This is a genomic window from Spirosoma arboris (assembly GCF_009754945.1).
Lineage (GTDB): Bacteria > Bacteroidota > Bacteroidia > Cytophagales > Spirosomataceae > Spirosoma > Spirosoma arboris.
Genome location: NZ_WPIN01000002.1, coordinates 228,634 through 245,326 on the forward strand (window position 1 = coordinate 228,634; position 16,693 = coordinate 245,326).

The following is a 16,693-nucleotide window of genomic DNA, read 5'->3' on the forward strand; positions in this document are numbered from 1 at the left end:
TTGACATTCAGACAGCGATTAATCAACTTTACTTCACTTAGATTGAGCGTAAGCAAATAGTATGTCAATGGATGCTGGTTTTGTAATTGCTGTAGGTACGGCTGTACTACTGGTGATGGCGGTGTTCATCATCATTTTCGTGGCCTATTATCAGCAAAAACAGGCCCGACAACAATTGGCTTTTAAAGAATTACAGGCACAGCATCGGCGTGACTTAATGGAGGCTACTTTCCGAGGTCAGGAAGAAGAGCGAAAACGACTCGCCGAAGATATGCATGATGGTATTGGCACCATGTTGTCAATTACCAAAATGAGCCTGAATCAATTAGAACAACAATTGGGTGGTGAAGTAAAAGTTGGGTTTCAGTTTCAGAAAACCCGCTCCATGATTGATGAGACGATGACGAATGTCCGGCGCATCAGTCGCAATCTGGTCCCGACAACTCTCGAGCGATTTGGTCTGTTAGCAGCACTTGAAGAATTGGCCGACCGGGCTACCGATAATGAAACAGAAATCCAGTTAATTTATCCAGAAGTAGAGACGCACTTCACGCCAGCCCTCGACCTGATGCTTTACCGAATCGCTCAGGAATTGGTCAACAATGCCATCCGACACGCCCGCGCCCGACACATTGTCGTTGAGGTATTTAACTTTGAAAAAGAGATCCGTTTATCGGTTCTGGACGATGGCGTAGGCTTTGACTTCGATGCGGTAATGGAAAATAAACAGGGGGGACTGGGGCTTCGTAATATAGAAAGTCGATTAAATGTGGTGAATGGGCACGTCACATTCGATGTGGCACCCGGTCGTGGTTCACAGATTCATGTGCAGGTTCATCTGCATGATGCACAGCCTGTTGATTTAATGAGTTAATTTGTTTGTCCAATAGGTTGTTTTTACGACTTATTGGGTAACAGCTGCTAACTCTTCTCCTCTATGCGAAAAATTAAACTGGCTCTCTGCGATGATCATACTCTATTTCGAGTTGGGATGTCAACCATTCTAGGACAGATTCACGATTTCGAATTGATTCTGGAAGCGGGTAATGGTCAGGAACTCATTGAAAAAATTCCCCGAAAAACACCTGATGTCGTGCTACTCGACCTGCAAATGCCGGTTATGGATGGCACCGCTACAGCCGACTATCTGCGTGAAAATTACCCGCTCGTTAAAATCGTTGTGCTAACAATGCATGACGAAGATCGAATGGTGCTACATCTATTAGAGAAAGGCGTCAGTGGTTACCTATTGAAAGATGCTGAAGCAGGTGAAGTGGAGAAAGCCATTCGAAAGGTAATCGATGAGGGTGTTTATTTGAATGAGTTTGTCTCAAAAGCCATGTTGCGCAAGATGACGAACAAGCCTAATGCTACCAAGCCGGTCAATGCTTTCTATAATAGTAAGATTTTATTGTCGGAGCGAGAAAAAGAAGTGCTAACACTGATCTGTGAAGGTCTTTCAACCAACGAGATCAGCGAAAAAATATTTCTTAGCCCCCGTACCGTTGAAGGACACCGTCTTCGAATTCTTGAAAAAACGGGCACCAAAAACACCGCTGGTATGGTTGCCTACGCGTTTAAAAATAATCTGGTTTAATGTCTCAAGTTCAAGGTTTCAAGTTCTACTCCGGCAAACATGAAACTTGAAACCTTGAACTTGAAACATTAAAGGCTTCCCGTTTTTCCGCCATCTACCGGAATATTAATGCCGTTAATTGAGGCTGCTGCGGGTGTACACAAAAAGGCCACAGCTGCGGCTACTTCTTCAGGTGTGGCAAACCGCCCGGTTGGAATTTCACTCTTCATCTGCATCGTTATTTCTGCCTTTGATTTGCCGGATGTTTTGGTACGCATCGCCAGCACTGCCTCTAATCGAGCGGTTTCTGTATAACCCGGCAATACATTATTGACTGTTATGCCGAAACGAGCAATTTCCAGAGATAGGGTTTTCGCCCATTGCGCAACCGCTCCCCGAATCGTATTTGAAACCCCTAGTCCAGCAATTGGTTGTTTAACAGAGGTTGAAATAATATTGACGATGCGTCCATAACCCGCTCGTTTCATAGCCGGTACAACCGTCTGTACTAATGCCTGATTGTTGAGCAGATGATTGTGGAATGTTTGCACAAACTCATCGGCTTTAGCCTCAAGCAGGGGGCCACCAGCCGGGCCTCCTGTGTTATTGACAAGAATATGTAGATCAGGAAATTTGGCCAAATGTTGTGCAATGGCTGCTGCCACGGCTCCCGACTGACTGAAATCGGCCACGATATAATAATGCGTTTGTCCTTTTTCTGTGTTTAAGTCGGCCAGCGTACTTTTTAGGGTCTGCTCATTACGAGCCATCAAGATAATATTAGCACCCAGCAAGGCCAGTTCTATAGCAGCAGCACGGCCAATGCCCTGTGTACTACCGCTAACAAGGGCAGTTTTACCCGTTAAGTCAAGGTTCATTCGAAAACAGGTTTTTGATTTGTTTCAAGTTTATTAGCTACCAATTATCCATACAAATGCGGAGCAAAGGTGGGAAAAACACCGCTAACGTAGTTTTACATAAACAAATTAGTAGTTTTGACCAACTTTGAATCCAATAATAACCTTTGCATTTCAACATACCATGTCAAAATCGTTAATTATCGTGGTGGTTATCGCCCTTATTTTGGGCATGTACGGCTGTAGTTCCTACAACGGTTTGGTTCAGAATGATACCAATGTACAGGAAAAATGGGCGCAAGTTCAGACGCAGTATCAACGTCGGTCAGATCTGATTCCTAACCTTGTTCGGACAGTACAGGGAGCAGCCAATTTTGAAAAAAGCACGTTGACAGCCGTTATTCAGGCGCGTGCCAACGCAACGGGCATCAAGCTGAATGCTGACCAGCTGACTCCTGAAAATATTCAGAAATTCCAGGCTGCACAGGATCAGTTAAGCGGTTCATTGTCGCGCTTGCTGGCTGTAGCTGAGAGTTATCCTCAACTGAAGGCAACTCAAAATTTCTCGGAATTACAGGCGCAGTTAGAAGGTACTGAAAACCGTATCTCCGTAGCCCGGAATGACTTTAATGGAGCTGTGCGAGTTTATAATCAGTCTGTACGCTCGTTTCCGAACAATATCTTCGCCGGCATTTTCGGATTCCCTGTGAAAGGATTCTTCGAGGCTTCACAAGCCGCTCAGAGCGCCCCAACGGTACAGTTTTAAGTAGTGATTAGTGAAGTGAGTTGATTAAGTGAAGTAGGTGAATCGTCCTTACTCACTTAATCAACCCACTTCACTCACTTCACATAGTCGCCTATGACCAATCCCTTCACCCCCGACGAGCAGCATCGCATTGTCGAATCTATCCGGCAGGCCGAAAAGGCTACATCGGGCGAAATTCGGGTGCATGTAGAAGCCCATTGCAGCAATACTGATCCCGTGCAACGAGCTATTGAGGTGTTTGCCCAGTTAGGCATGCACCAAACCAAAGATCAGAACGGCGTACTTTTTTATGTAGCTTATACCGATCGAAAGTTCGCGGTGGTAGGTGATCAAGGAATTGATGCAAAAGTGCCTGCTGACTTCTGGGAAAGCACAAAGAATCTGCTCCGTAACCATTTTGCCAAGGGGGCTTACGCCGAAGGACTAAGCCAGGGAATTGAGCGGGCCGGGCAACAGTTAAAACAGTATTTCCCTTACGCCAGCGATGACACCAACGAACTCGCCGACGATATTTCGTTTGACTGATACTGCCGTGAATGTACTTCATTTTGTTAATCAAATTACCCGAATTATCTGTCTTGGAGTAGCCTTACTCCTGCTGAGTACGTCTGCTAATTTGCGGGCTCAGGAATCAGCAGCCGATACGGTTATCCCTAATAAGCCAAATCCGCCCCGCCTGGTTAATGACTTCGCAGGCATTTTGACTAGTACTGAGCGCACGCAATTAGAGCAGAAGCTCCGTGCGTATAATGACTCAACCTCAACCCAGATCACCATTGTCATTGTTAAAACAACGGACCCTTACCCGATTGGCGACTTCGCCTTTCAGGTAGGTCGAAAGTGGGGAGTTGGTCAGAAAGATAAAAACAATGGATTGGTTCTTGCCTGGGCTACCCAGACGCGCAAAATCTTCATTGCCCCTGGTTATGGGTTAGAAGGCGCCATTCCTGATGCCATTGCCAAGCGAATTATCACGAATACGATAGTTCCAGCTTTTAAGCAGGAGCAATATTACCGAGGACTGGATGATGCTACTACTGAGATAATCCAACGAGCCAGGGGAGAATATAAAGGCGATCCCGACTCAACTAGTGGTAATGATAGTGGTGGAAGCGGAATTTTCATTGCCCTGATTATCTTTCTTATCATCATTTTCATCATCGCGCGTCGGAATCGGGGTGGTGGCAATAATCGCAACCGTGGTGGTGGCTGGGGCGGTCCTGTTTTCTTCCCAACCTCCAGTTGGGGAAACTCAGGCGGTGGCGGCTGGAGTAGTGGTGGCGGAGACAGTGGTGGTGGATTCGGCGGTTTTGGGGGAGGTAGTTTCGGCGGTGGTGGCGCCGGTGGCGACTACTAAATCAAGCTTTATATGCTTTATTAACAGCCGATAAACAGGCTCAACGGGCCGTTCAACGAAAAAACAGCACTGTTTTAACGCAGGATAGCTTACTTTGACTTAGTAAGCTATCCTCTTTTATGTTACCCGCTCCTGTTCGTCAGTGTATAATTTTAGTCTTTTTGCCATTTTTTTCATTCGCACAGACAAATCCCGTTATTCCGACCACTGCGCAATCAGATGTTGCTTTACCAGATACTATTCGGAAAAGTTCAAGTGAACAAGGCAGTCTGAATGAGCAATCTGCAACGGGTCAAGCCGTAATTTTTGCCCCATCGACAAAACGTAGAATCATTCAAGCCGTTGAAATAAGCGATAAACTCAAAATTGATGGGCACCTAAATGAAAGTGATTGGCAACGGGCAAAACCAGTAAATCGCTTTATACAGGTCGACCCCACTCAAGGTAAGCGGGCTAGCTTTGATACAGATATACGGGTACTGTACAATCGCCATTTCCTCTATGTTGCGGCTATTAATTATGACTCATTAGGCCGAAAAGGACTTCGGGCACCTAACTTCAAACGAGACTTTTCGGCGACAGCGCATGATCTGTTTGGGGTAGTCATTGATGGTTTCAACGATCAACGCAATGCAATGACGTTTGCCACAAATCCGTACGGCACCCAACGCGACCTGCTTTCCTTTGATGATTTGCTGAATGATGTAGATTGGGATGGCTTCTGGAAAGTACGTACCAGCCGCACCGATTCGGGATGGGTGGCTGAAATGCAGATTCCCTGGCAGACGCTTCGTTATGTTCGTTCGGCAGATTCTACGCAATCGTGGGGTATTAATTTCTTCCGTCGACGACGGTACTCGAATGAATTATCAGCCTGGTCACCTTATCCAAGAGCCTTCACGTCGAGCAGAGTAGCGTATGCTGGCTTAATTACGGGTTTAAAACCACCACCACCTTCACCTAATATCCGTATTCAGCCCTATGTGCTAATTAGTGACGATCGTTACAATGGCACCGAAGTAGGCTATAGTCAAGCGGCAGGCATTAAACTGGGTGGCGATTTGAAATGGGCGATCAATCCCAACACAGTTCTCGATCTGACACTAAATACTGATTTCGCGCAGGCTGATGTAGACCGTCAGGTTAATAATATCACCCGGTTTTCCGTCTTATTCCCCGAACGGCGAGCGTTTTTTCTGGAAAACGCCAGCTTGTTTGGTGCCGGATTACCCGGTAATAAAGATACAGGCGAAGGGGGTAGCATGGTTATTCAACCCTTCTTCAGCCGGACAATTGGGTTAGCAACGCTCCCGGACGGTACGAGTACACCCGTTCCAATCGACGCCGGAGCACGATTGGTTTATCGGTCGCTCAACCGGAATTATGGCGGTATGCTGGTACGGCAACGGGGCATTCCAGGCAGTCCAACTACTGATTTTATTGTTGGGCGATACAGTGAAAATGTAGGTCGTCAGAATCGCATTGGTGGTTTAGTAACGTTAAAAAACGTACATGCTACCGATAGTCTGAGAGGTCGGCAAAATGGTACCGTTGCACTCGACGGATTTTTCCGGCTGAGTCAAACAGTAGCCTATAGTGCTATGGTAATGGGTACCTTTGGATCAACAGACACTGATAAGGGGCTATCTGCCTATAGTCAACTTTTCTATCGGACCAATCAACTAGTGGCCTGGTGGACGCAATCGGTGGTAACGAAGAATTTCAATCCGGAAATGGGGTTTGTCTCGCGTAGCGATGTCATAGCCACAACTCCAGGCCTCTATCTGGTTAACCGGGGGAAATGGTTACCGAAATGGGTGCGGAATTTTGAGCCGGGGGCTTTCATGGAGTTATACCACAAGGCTTCAACGGGTTATCTACAGGAAGCTCTGTATAATTTCAATCCAGTTTGGCTCACGTTTCAGAACGGCGGCAACCTTGGCTTGTTTGCTACTCCTACGTTCGAGCGTTTAGACGATGGCGATTATCGTCCTTTAGGGCTCAATATTGCATCAGGAAAATATCGTTATACCCGTTACCAGGTCATATTCAGCACCGACCCATCGCAAAAAGTATCTTTCCAGTTCACTGGCGAAACAGGCCGTTATTATGATGGAAATCTAAATTACGGCCGAGGGTCTCTTGTGTTAGCCCCTATTCCACATATGGCGTTTACGCTGAGTAGCGAGCTAAATAACTTCAGAAACGTAGGCAATTATTCGGGCACGATTGGCTTACATAGTATTGAGAGTCGGATGGCTGTTAACCCTCGACTGCAACTAATTAGCTTTTTTCAGCGCAATACGTATACCGACAAAAACGTCTGGAATATTCGATTGTCGTGGGAGTTTCAGCCGCTTTCATTCCTGTATATTGTCTATAACAATGGCACTTACGCAGGGTCAATTCGCGCCACCGATCGCCAGCAGGAACAGCACACTATTGGTAAGTTATCGTATCTGAAGCAGTTCTGACCGCGCGGGCGGCCCCGCCTGGATTTTTATGATTTAACTGACCGGCCACGATTTTTTATGATTTTGCTTTCAACGAAAGCCGAAGGCTAAAATCAAAGTCTGTCAGTTAAATCACAAAAATCCAGGTTCAGATGACCTGTTTTTCAATGAGCAGGATAAATAGGTGAATGACCTTAATGTGGATTTCCTGAATACGATCTGCATAACCGAAGTGCGGTACCCGAATTTCGACGTCGGCTTTTCCGGCTAATTTGCCACCGTCTTTCCCCGTTAACAAAATCACCTTCATTCCTTTATCCCGGGCAGCTTCAACAGCCCGAACTATATTGCCCGAATTACCACTTGTGCTTAAGCCAAGAAGCACATCACCTTCGTTACCTAGTCCTTCGATAAAGCGCGAAAACACAAATTCATAGCCATAATCGTTGCTGACACAGGAGATGTGACTAACATCCGAAATGGCGATAGCTGCCAGTGAACGACGATTATCACGATACCGCCCAGAAAGTTCTTCGGCAAAGTGCATCGCGTCGCAGTGTGACCCGCCGTTGCCGCAGGAAATAATTTTACGACCACTTTTAAGTGCATCGGCCATCAGTATAGCCGCCTGTTCAATGGCTGATAGATGCTCGGGACTACTAAGAAATTTATCTAGAACAGACTGCGCTTCCGTCAGTTCCTGGCGAATAAGATCAAGCATTTTTTGTTAAGTTGTAAGTTACCAAGTGGTAAGCTACCAAGTAGTAATACCACTTAGTTTAAAACACCCAGTTTCGATATGGCAAATTCCAGCGGAGAGCAAGGCTAGCAACCTTTTCTGTATAGCTATCAGGTCGATATTGGCTGTCCTGAAATCGGTATAGAAGACGACCTTCCAGAAATACGTTATGCCGAATCATATAAGACGCCCTTACATCAGCATATGTGATAATTGTTTTCCGGCCCTGACCAATAAAATTCCCTTCTTCTCGAATCCTTGTTGTGTAGTCTTTCAGGATATTACCTCCATAATTAATATCTGTAGCCGGATCGGCCCCATACATCATTACACCACCAATTCCATTAAGCGATAATCGCTTTTGTTGGTAGCGAATAATGCCTAGCCCCTCCATAAAATTACCACCCAAGGGATGTGCCAGAGGTTGGCTGTAATGCGCATAATTGGTTTGGCCAGAGCTAACCGTAGACGATGATTCGTGCGAATAAGTATATGGACGAGCCAGATTGAATTCAGCCTGTAAATCGAGGTTTGGTACGTTAAACGCATCAATGTACTTGCCTCCAAGCTGTAAGGCAAACTTATTAGTCCAATCACCCTTGCCTGCCAGTAAGGGCTTAAGCCGAAACTCATCTAGCATGAACTGAGTATAGACCAGAAAATGGGACAGAAAGTTGGCTTTTAAATCAATGCCAATAAACGCATTATCGCCACTGCCCAAACTCGACTCAACATAGCGATAGAGAATAATGGGATTTAAATAACTAAGATCCAGGCGATCCCGACTGAACACTTCGGCTTCAAATACACCCAAATTGACGTGATCACTGATGTTGATGCTCAAATGGTGCATTGCGGCAAACTTCGGAGGAATTAACTTATCATCCTGAGGTCTGGGAGCCTGGGTATTTTGTAAGGAGGTGAACAGGTTCGTGTATTGAATTCTACTCCCCAATCGGGTTGACAATTTGAGAAATAAATACGGTGGACTATTGTCAGACAGTAACAGTGATCGAAATCCATTACCGAAGAAGTTTCGGTCGTGGCCAAATTGGATATTGATGACTTTGAGGGCATTAAGCGTAAAGTATCCGCGTGCTGACAGGAAATCCACGCCATTGGTGCGGAATGTCTTCACGAAACCCTCGCCTGGTGCCGTGGCAGATGGATCGCCAGTCGAACTATATACTTGGCCATACGTCTGCCCATAACGCTGTATATATTCAGGGTAAACTGCCTGGTTGTCGGCAAAGAATGTATAAAAACCCAGCTTCTTTCCAATTGTGCCACGTACTTCCAAGCCCCGCGTATTGACAAATAAAGCCTGATTCTTATTGGTCAACGCATCCGTTGAGCTGGATGTAATGTCACCACCTACGCCTACATACACAACTGGATTGACATGCAGATCAATATCTGGTGTTTGTAAACTATAGAAATCCGCTTTCTTTTGATAAAAATGTTTAAACAAAGGCTTATGACTGTCACCTACCGACATTGAAGCACTTTGATGCCGCGTGAACGGATCTCTTCGTATTGTATCATAAGGAGTTACCCATTCCCAACTGTCATTGCGTAGATAGTCGATAGTAAAATAATCGGTATCTGATAAATCACGGCCAGGATGCGTAAGTAGACTATCCGTTAACTGAATAATACTCTGTCGGTTATAAGGCTTCACAGAACTATGAAACCCTTCAGCCCAGTGATTTTGCCGAATTTCGAACCGGTCAATTAAGTGATAATAATCTGCATTCAGTGGCACAAATGGGCTTTGTGCCCGAACACTCAACGAAATGAAAAGAAAACAGAAAACGTAAACGTTGCTGCGCATGTAACTTACTGTCTGATGACCCTGGGAGGTGTGTTTATATAACCGATTGGCCCCATTAAACCGCTTAAATTAGACAATTGGTTTGGATATACGCCAACCTTGGGGCTAATTTACGGCGAAAGAAGCCTACAAACCATGTTTGTTTTTGCCCAGCAGCCCTCGTTAGCCAATCAGTTCATCGCCGAACTTCGGGATGTTTCCATCCAACAGGATCGGCTGCGGTTTCGCCGTAACCTTGAACGACTTGGTGAATTAATGGCGTATGAAATTTCCAAAAAATTGCCCTATCATTTTATTGATGTGCAAACTCCCCTTGGTATTTCCAACACGCAAGTCCTTCGCCAGCAACCTGTTCTGGCCACTATTCTTCGTGCCGGATTACCTTTTCACCAGGGTTTTGCGAACTATTTTGATCAGGCCGAGAATGCTTTCGCAGGAGCTTATCGAGGTAGTTCATCGTCGGAGAACGAGGAATTTGAGATCGCAATGGATTATATCGTAAGCCCCGATCTAAGCGGGAAGGTCCTTATTCTCTGCGATCCTATGCTGGCAACGGGCCGTTCGCTAGAAAAAGTATATCACGCTTTATTGCGTTATGGAATTCCAGCACAAACCCATATTGCTGCTGTAATCGCTAGCCCAGAAGGTGTTCGACATGTGCAGCAACAGCTCCCCCAATGCCATCTTTGGCTAGGAGCCATCGACGATCATCTTAATGAACACTTTTACATTGTTCCTGGCCTGGGCGACTCAGGTGATCTGGCGTTTGGAGAGAAAGTGTGATGTTGATGTATGATATAGGATGTATGACATAGCTGGCGCGAAAGCAATATATCATACACCATACATCCTATCGTAGATCAACAACTTCAACACCCGGATACTTCGATTTGTCGAAAACAAAATACGAATCCGGTGTATTTACATTGGGAGTGAATTTCATGATTGTATAGGAGGTACGTTTACCATCTTTATTAACAATCAACCAGTTGCGAACGGATTTGTCGGCCTTATCAACAGAAATCTGTACTGTTTCAATTGGACTCTTAGGACGATTAGGTGTCAGCTCTATTATTTCGAGTGTTCGCCCACCCTGTTTTTGCTCTTTTAAGAAACGATAACTGAAACCCCGTTTGTAAATCGTATAAATCTGGGTTGGGTTCAATTCGCCGTTACTACTGGCATCATAGTCCTGCACATTTACTTCATTGGATTCTTTAATATAGGTCGACATTACCTTACCATCCGTAAATACTTCCTGACCACCTAACAGTAAATGAAATTTCTCATTTTTTACCGTTAAATCTCCTTTATAAGACTCCTTTGCACCTGCCCCCGCACTAGCGAAAGTAAATGTAGCCTGATAGGATTTTAGTGATTTATAGTACTTACTCATCGCATCCAAAATATCCTGTGCCCGTTTGTCTTTCTGAGCCAAAGCCGGTAAAGCTATTCCTAAAGCCAAACTCAGCATCAATACTATTTTCTTCATTTTTATAGGTGTTACCCGTCAATTCAGGTTCGTGTATAGTTCTTAGACGGGAAATCTGAGTTAAAAGTTTAATAACCCGCATCATTCCAGTCTACAATTACTCACCCTTAAGCCTTTTCAGCATTTCTTCCAGCGTCTGTAAGTCCTGCACAAGGACGTCACGAGCTTTGCTACCTTCAAATGAACCAACAATTTTAGCCGCTTCCAGTTGATCGATTAACCGTCCGGCGCGATTGTAGCCGAGTTTTAGTTTACGCTGAATCAGTGACGTACTACCTTGCTGGTGAATAACAATAAGCCGGGCCGCTTCATCGAACATTGGGTCACGATTGCCGAGATCTACATCTTTATCATCGCTTTGGCCGCCGTCGTCACCCACAAACTCTGGTAGCGCATACGCTTCATCATAACCACGCTGGTTGCCGACAAACTCGCAGAGTTCTTCAATTTCGTTCGTATCCACAAAGGGACACTGAAGTCGAATAATGTCGGAGTTTGACGAAAGAAGCATATCGCCCATACCTACCAATTGCTCAGCACCACCCGTATCTAAAATCGTTCGTGAGTCAATTTTTGACGTCACTTTAAACGATAAACGAGCAGGGAAGTTGGCCTTAATCAACCCCGTGATCACATTTACTGATGGCCGTTGCGTAGCTACAACAAGGTGAATACCAATGGCACGCGCCAACTGGGCCAGTCGGGCAATGGGTTGTTCGACCTCCTTCCCAGCGGTCATCATTAAGTCGGCAAGCTCGTCGACTATGAGAACAATATAAGGCAGGAAACGGTGGCCTTTCTCGGGGTTAAGCCGACGTTTCACAAACTTTGCATTGTATTCTTTCAGGTTCCGGCAACCCGCATCTTTCAGCAGGTTATAGCGGTTATCCATTTCAATACAAAGCGAATTAAGCGTATTGACAACCTTCTTGGTATCAGTGATAATTGGCTCTTCTGAGTCGGGAAGTTTAGCTAAAAAGTGCCGTTCCAACTTATTAAACAGCGTGAGTTCAACCTTTTTAGGATCAACCAGTACGAGTTTCAATTGAGATGGGTGCTTCTTATAAATCAGCGATGTGAGAAGCACATTCAGACCAACTGACTTCCCCTGCCCCGTGGCCCCTGCCATGAGTAAATGGGGCATTTTAGCCAGATCAGCCACATAAATTTCATTCGATATGGTTTTGCCCAGAACTACAGGCAGATCGAACTTACTATTATTGAAAGCTTCACTCGTAATCATCGACCGCATAGACACCATTTCGCGGTTCTTATTGGGTACTTCAATCCCTATGGTCCCCATTCCCGGCATTGGAGCAATAATACGAATACCAAGGGCCGACAAACTTAGCGCAATGTCATCTTCCAGGCTCTTAATCTTGGAAATTCTGACTCCTTTAGCGGGTACAATTTCGTATAAAGTAACCGTTGGGCCGATAGATGCCTGAATAGAGTCGATTTCAATACCGAAGTTCCGCAGCGTGTTTTCAATCTTTTCTTTATTCGCTGTCAGTTCATCATCCGAAACCTGTGCTTTGCGGTTATTCTGATACTCAGTCAGCAAATCGTTGGTTGGGTATTGATACTGCGGTAAGTCAAGAGTTGAGTCATACAAGCCATGAACCGCCACTAAATCATCGTCTTCGAATGGGTCTGGCTCAAATGTGGGAGCCGGTGTCGCACTCAGTTCGTTAGTTTCGTCCAGCTCATCTGTAACAGCGTCCCGATTTTTGATGGTCAGGGTAACGCCCGTTGTTTTAGCTACAACATCAGGTATTGGCGTTTCGGTATTCGTATTTTCGTCAGTAGCGATATTCGTAGCGAAACTATTAACCGGCTCAACGCCCGGATTCCGATAGGGCTCTTGCGCTGTTTCTTCGTGGCCAAACTCGTTATCTTCATCTGGCTCAAATTCACTCTCTTCGTAAGTCTGCAGTGGATTATCCGAGCGTTTTCGAGTCTGGGAACGAACCGGCCGCGAAAAGTCCGGCAGTTTTATATGCCGTATATCGAAGAAATAAACGACAAAAAAGAAGAGCAAAAAACAAATAAAGGCCAAATTACCCCATCCAAATAGACTATAAAGTGCCGCGTTCAGCTCGTAGCCAATTCCCCCACACCACACACTGGCGGTTTCTGCCGATTTCGTCACCAATACGATATAACCCAAAATCAGGCTACACCAGACGGCAGCAAACAGCAAAGCCGTAGTGGTGCGACTCAAGGGTAGTAGCTCGATCTTAAATGTCAGTTTATAACCCGCCAGGAAAACAATAATTGGTAAGGCAAGTGCCCCGACACCAAACCATCGAAATACAAAAGCATGCGCTATATAAGCACCAACTAATCCAACCCAGTTGCGGGTTTCGGTAGCCGATTCGGCCAGTGGCTCCGAGAAGGCAGCACCTACAACGCTCTGATCGGCGGGTCCGTTGAGCAAGTAGGATATAAAAGCAAACATCAGCCCTATTGCCACACCCATCAGCAGGACACCGAGTGTTAGCGTCGACCGTTGGTCGGTAAACCAACGGTCGAGAGCGGCTCCCCAATTGACTGAAGTACCTTGGGAGCGACCAGCTGGTTTACCGTTTGGTATACGCGGACGGGGTTCGTTCCGATCAGGAGTTCGCCGAAGCGTATTCTGGCGTGGGGACGTAGTTGGTTGTGCCATTTACTTTGGGTTAGCGGCTATCGCAGCAGGGTAAATTTCCCACTTTTTAACGAAAAAGCGTGTAGAGTTGCAAAATATTGCGATTCCTTATCGAATGGATACGCCGACTAAGCGCTACGAATTAATTATACCCATGAGTTTTAGCCGGGGTTTCGTTATAATGCATACACGAGCTAGAACTCGTGGGTCTAATCAATAAAGCAATCCCCGATTGATGCGTTTGGCCAGGGCTGGCCCTTCGTAAATAAAACTAGTGTACAACTGCACCAGACTGGCACCAGCATTTAGTTTCTCCTTCGCGTCTTCGACAGAAAAAATTCCACCAACGCCAATAATAGGAAACGCTGCGCCTGATTGCTGATGCAGATATCGAATTACTTCGGTCGATCGTTCGCACAAGGGCCGACCACTGACACCACCTGCCCCAATTTGTTCGACATCGGTTGAATTTGTTTTCAAACCAGCACGACTAATCGTTGTATTGGTCGCTATCACGCCTGCAATTCCCGTTTCGGTAACAATGGCAATAATATCGTCTAATTGACCATTGGTTAGATCGGGAGCAATTTTGAGAAGAATAGGTTTAGGAGAAGAATGTTGACGATTTTCCTGTTGTAACGCCGTTAATAGCTTTGTTAAGGGTTCACGTTCCTGTAAATCGCGTAGGCCAGGGGTATTAGGTGAACTAACATTCACCACGAAATAATCGACTGCATCGAACAACTCTCGAAAGCTAGTGAGATAATCCGCAAGCGCATTCTCATTCGGCGTATCCTTATTTTTCCCAATATTACCACCAACAATTACTTGCCGATTTCCTTTGTTTCGGGCAAAATGTCGAAGTCGTTCAGCAGCTGGTCCAACGCCTTTATTATTGAAACCCATCCGGTTAATCAATCCACCATCGACTTTTAGGCGGAACAAACGAGGACGCGGATTACCTGACTGTGGGCGAGGAGTTACCGTTCCGATTTCAACGAAACCAAACCCCAGATCGCTTAACTCACTCACCAAATCTGCATTTTTATCGAAACCAGCTGCCATACCTATCGGATTCGGGAACGTCAGGCCAAAAACGATGCGGTTTAAACGCTTGTCTTCCAAAACGTATAGTTTCCGACAAATAGCCGATACGCCTGGAATCGAGAGCGCTAGTTTGAGTAGTGTTGTAACGGTATGATGAATGGTTTCGGCATCGAAACGAAACAATAACGGTAGAATAATGCGCTTGTACATGCGCACAAAGATAATGTAGAGCCGATGGTCCCGGTTGGTATATAGTAGAAAGATTACATATATCGACCGGGACCATTGGTTCTACAGTTAACCAAATAAGTCAGATGACAAATAGCGATCACCCCGATCGCATAGAATACAAACGATCACTCCTGACTCTATTTCCTGCGCCAGTTGAATGGCTGCATGAACCGCCCCTCCACTGCTCATACCAGCGAAGACACCCTCAACGCTGGCTAACTTACGCGTCATCATAGTCGCTTCATCAGCAGATACTTCCATGACACGATCAACACGCTGGGGTTCAAAGATTTTGGGCAAATACTCTACCGGCCACTTCCGAATACCTGGAATCGAAGAACCATCGGTAGGTTGACAGCCTATAATCTGGATAGCCGAGTTTTGTTCTTTTAGGTAACGAGACGTACCCATAATGGTGCCTGTGGTGCCCATCGACGACACGAAATGAGTAATATGACCGTCAGTATCACGCCAGATTTCAGGGCCTGTGTTGCGATAGTGAGCCAAATAATTATCTGGATTGCCAAATTGATTCAGCATCAGATAGCCACCTTTAGTCACCTGTTCTTCCGCATAGTCTCGGGCGTTTTCGATGGTTTCGGTCAATGTTACTTTCGCCCCAAAAGCCTCCATCGTCAGGACGCGCTCACGGGTCGAATTTACAGGCATTACTAACTCGATTTCGATGTCATAAAGCCGGGCAATCATAGCCAAGGCAATACCAGTATTACCACTTGTTGCCTCAACCAGCTTCATACCTGGTTTTAAATCACCTCTGGCCAGAGCACCTTGAATCATGCTGACCGCAGCCCGGTCTTTTACGCTGCCACCTGGATTATTGCCTTCGAGTTTGCCGTATAGCTTAACATTTGGATTAGGATTCAGACGATTCAACTCAACTAAGGGTGTATTGCCGACTAAATCAAGCAGGGTTGCCATACTGATTTTTCTAAAACTGGTTCTTCAGTGGTGAAGGTTAAAGCTGCTCAATAAGTTCGTTAGAAGCGCCATTATACGTTAATCAAGGCCTTATTCTTTACTACTCATAAAAACCTATTTACATGCATTATTTCATGTAAAAATAATATTCAACCAAGCTAACGACTTGATAATGAAATTTGTGTAAACTTGCTAAATAGAAAGATAAACGTTAATAATTTATTGATTTAGGTAGTTTATGATTCCCTTATTCACACCACATAATTTGTTGTTCTATGAAAACAACTTTACTATCCAAACCTCTTACGAGTATCTATGTTGAGCAAATTGCACCCCAGTTTGGCATGCCTGACTTAACACTTCCTTTTTGGGGCAGCCGTAAGAAAATGCCTATGCACCGTATTGTGCGGCTAGAGGGTGAAGGCAACTATACTTTATTCCATTTTGCTGATGGCAGCCAGTTGATGGTGTCATTGACGCTAAAGAAAATGGAAAGTCGATTATCGCCTAAAGTGTTTGTTCGACCACACAAAAAAAATATTATTAATTTATTGTATTTAGAAGCTTTCCATCCAGACCACCAGCAACTTAGTGTAAGCCTTGTGAATGGAGATCTGATCGAAGTATCCCGTCGGAAAGCCAGCCGATTTATAAAACAGGTAAAAGGGTTTCAACAAGAATTGTTGATACTAGATGCCAGACCTACAACTCCAGCCTTAGTAGGTGTTTAACAGCAAAGCAGAGCGGGTCGT

At 45.3% G+C, this 16,693-nt stretch carries 15 protein-coding genes; 8 read left to right on the forward strand and 7 right to left on the reverse strand.

The window, feature by feature from the left end; translation table 11 throughout:
- The first annotated feature begins 61 nt into the window (after nt 1-61).
- A complete protein-coding gene (locus tag GO755_RS04825; RefSeq protein WP_157583621.1) occupies nt 62-874 on the forward strand; it encodes a sensor histidine kinase in 813 nt (270 codons plus the stop codon).
- A 63-nt stretch (nt 875-937) separates the two neighbouring features.
- Entirely contained in the window at nt 938-1,597 is a 660-nt protein-coding gene (locus GO755_RS04830; protein WP_157583622.1) for a response regulator transcription factor, read from the forward strand.
- A 68-nt stretch (nt 1,598-1,665) separates the two neighbouring features.
- Here GO755_RS04830 and GO755_RS04835 read toward each other — a convergent pair whose 3' ends face one another.
- Nucleotides 1,666-2,454 carry an SDR family oxidoreductase gene (locus GO755_RS04835; RefSeq protein WP_157583623.1) on the reverse strand — a complete coding sequence of 263 codons (789 nt, stop codon included), beginning with the start codon at nt 2,452-2,454 and terminating at the stop codon, nt 1,666-1,668.
- A gap of 163 nt (nt 2,455-2,617) precedes the next feature.
- Between GO755_RS04835 and GO755_RS04840 the strand changes: the two genes are divergently transcribed.
- The 4 genes from GO755_RS04840 to GO755_RS04855 all read left to right on the forward strand — a co-directional run bounded on the left by GO755_RS04840 (nt 2,618) and on the right by GO755_RS04855 (nt 7,030).
- Nucleotides 2,618-3,199, forward strand: coding sequence for a LemA family protein (locus tag GO755_RS04840; RefSeq protein ID WP_157583624.1), 582 nt, complete (start codon nt 2,618-2,620; stop codon nt 3,197-3,199).
- Nucleotides 3,200-3,292: 93 nt separating this feature from the next.
- Nucleotides 3,293-3,724: a TPM domain-containing protein gene (locus tag GO755_RS04845; protein ID WP_157583625.1), complete on the forward strand. Its 432-nt coding sequence runs from the start codon at nt 3,293-3,295 to the stop codon at nt 3,722-3,724.
- Complete coding sequence (locus tag GO755_RS04850) at nt 3,717-4,556, forward strand: TPM domain-containing protein (protein WP_157584135.1); 840 nt, start codon at nt 3,717-3,719, stop codon at nt 4,554-4,556. The genes GO755_RS04845 and GO755_RS04850 overlap by 8 nt, the downstream gene beginning before the upstream one ends.
- A gap of 119 nt (nt 4,557-4,675) precedes the next feature.
- A complete protein-coding gene (locus GO755_RS04855; RefSeq protein WP_157583626.1) occupies nt 4,676-7,030 on the forward strand; it encodes a carbohydrate binding family 9 domain-containing protein in 2,355 nt (784 codons plus the stop codon).
- Nucleotides 7,031-7,157: 127 nt separating this feature from the next.
- Here the strand turns inward: GO755_RS04855 and lpcA are convergent, their stop codons facing one another.
- Both lpcA and GO755_RS04865 read right to left on the reverse strand, forming a co-directional pair.
- Entirely contained in the window at nt 7,158-7,730 is a 573-nt protein-coding gene (gene lpcA / locus GO755_RS04860) for a D-sedoheptulose 7-phosphate isomerase (RefSeq protein ID WP_157583627.1), read from the reverse strand.
- Between the two features lie 58 nt (nt 7,731-7,788).
- Entirely contained in the window at nt 7,789-9,582 is a 1,794-nt protein-coding gene (locus tag GO755_RS04865) for a hypothetical protein (RefSeq protein WP_157583628.1), read from the reverse strand.
- A gap of 135 nt (nt 9,583-9,717) precedes the next feature.
- On the opposite strand from GO755_RS04865, the gene upp reads away from it, so the two are divergent.
- Nucleotides 9,718-10,365 (forward strand): uracil phosphoribosyltransferase, encoded by a 648-nt coding sequence (gene upp / locus GO755_RS04870; protein ID WP_157583629.1) that lies wholly within the window; start codon nt 9,718-9,720, stop codon nt 10,363-10,365.
- A 67-nt stretch (nt 10,366-10,432) separates the two neighbouring features.
- Here upp and GO755_RS04875 read toward each other — a convergent pair whose 3' ends face one another.
- From GO755_RS04875 to cysM, 4 genes are all read right to left on the reverse strand, one after another.
- On the reverse strand, nt 10,433-11,074 hold the full coding sequence (locus GO755_RS04875; protein ID WP_157583630.1) for a LolA family protein: 642 nt from the start codon (nt 11,072-11,074) through the stop codon (nt 10,433-10,435).
- Nucleotides 11,075-11,171: 97 nt separating this feature from the next.
- The gene (locus tag GO755_RS04880) at nt 11,172-13,745 is read right to left on the reverse strand and encodes an FtsK/SpoIIIE family DNA translocase (RefSeq protein ID WP_157583631.1); all 2,574 of its coding nucleotides are present in this window, start codon (nt 13,743-13,745) and stop codon (nt 11,172-11,174) included.
- A gap of 192 nt (nt 13,746-13,937) precedes the next feature.
- Nucleotides 13,938-14,981 carry a quinone-dependent dihydroorotate dehydrogenase gene (locus GO755_RS04885; RefSeq protein WP_157583632.1) on the reverse strand — a complete coding sequence of 348 codons (1,044 nt, stop codon included), beginning with the start codon at nt 14,979-14,981 and terminating at the stop codon, nt 13,938-13,940.
- Between the two features lie 87 nt (nt 14,982-15,068).
- Nucleotides 15,069-15,941, reverse strand: a complete 873-nt coding sequence (gene cysM, locus GO755_RS04890) for a cysteine synthase CysM (protein WP_157583633.1) — start codon at nt 15,939-15,941, stop codon at nt 15,069-15,071.
- Between the two features lie 275 nt (nt 15,942-16,216).
- On the opposite strand from cysM, the gene GO755_RS04895 reads away from it, so the two are divergent.
- A complete protein-coding gene (locus tag GO755_RS04895) occupies nt 16,217-16,672 on the forward strand; it encodes a LytR/AlgR family response regulator transcription factor (protein ID WP_157583634.1) in 456 nt (151 codons plus the stop codon).
- The last annotated feature ends 21 nt before the right edge of the window (nt 16,673-16,693 follow it).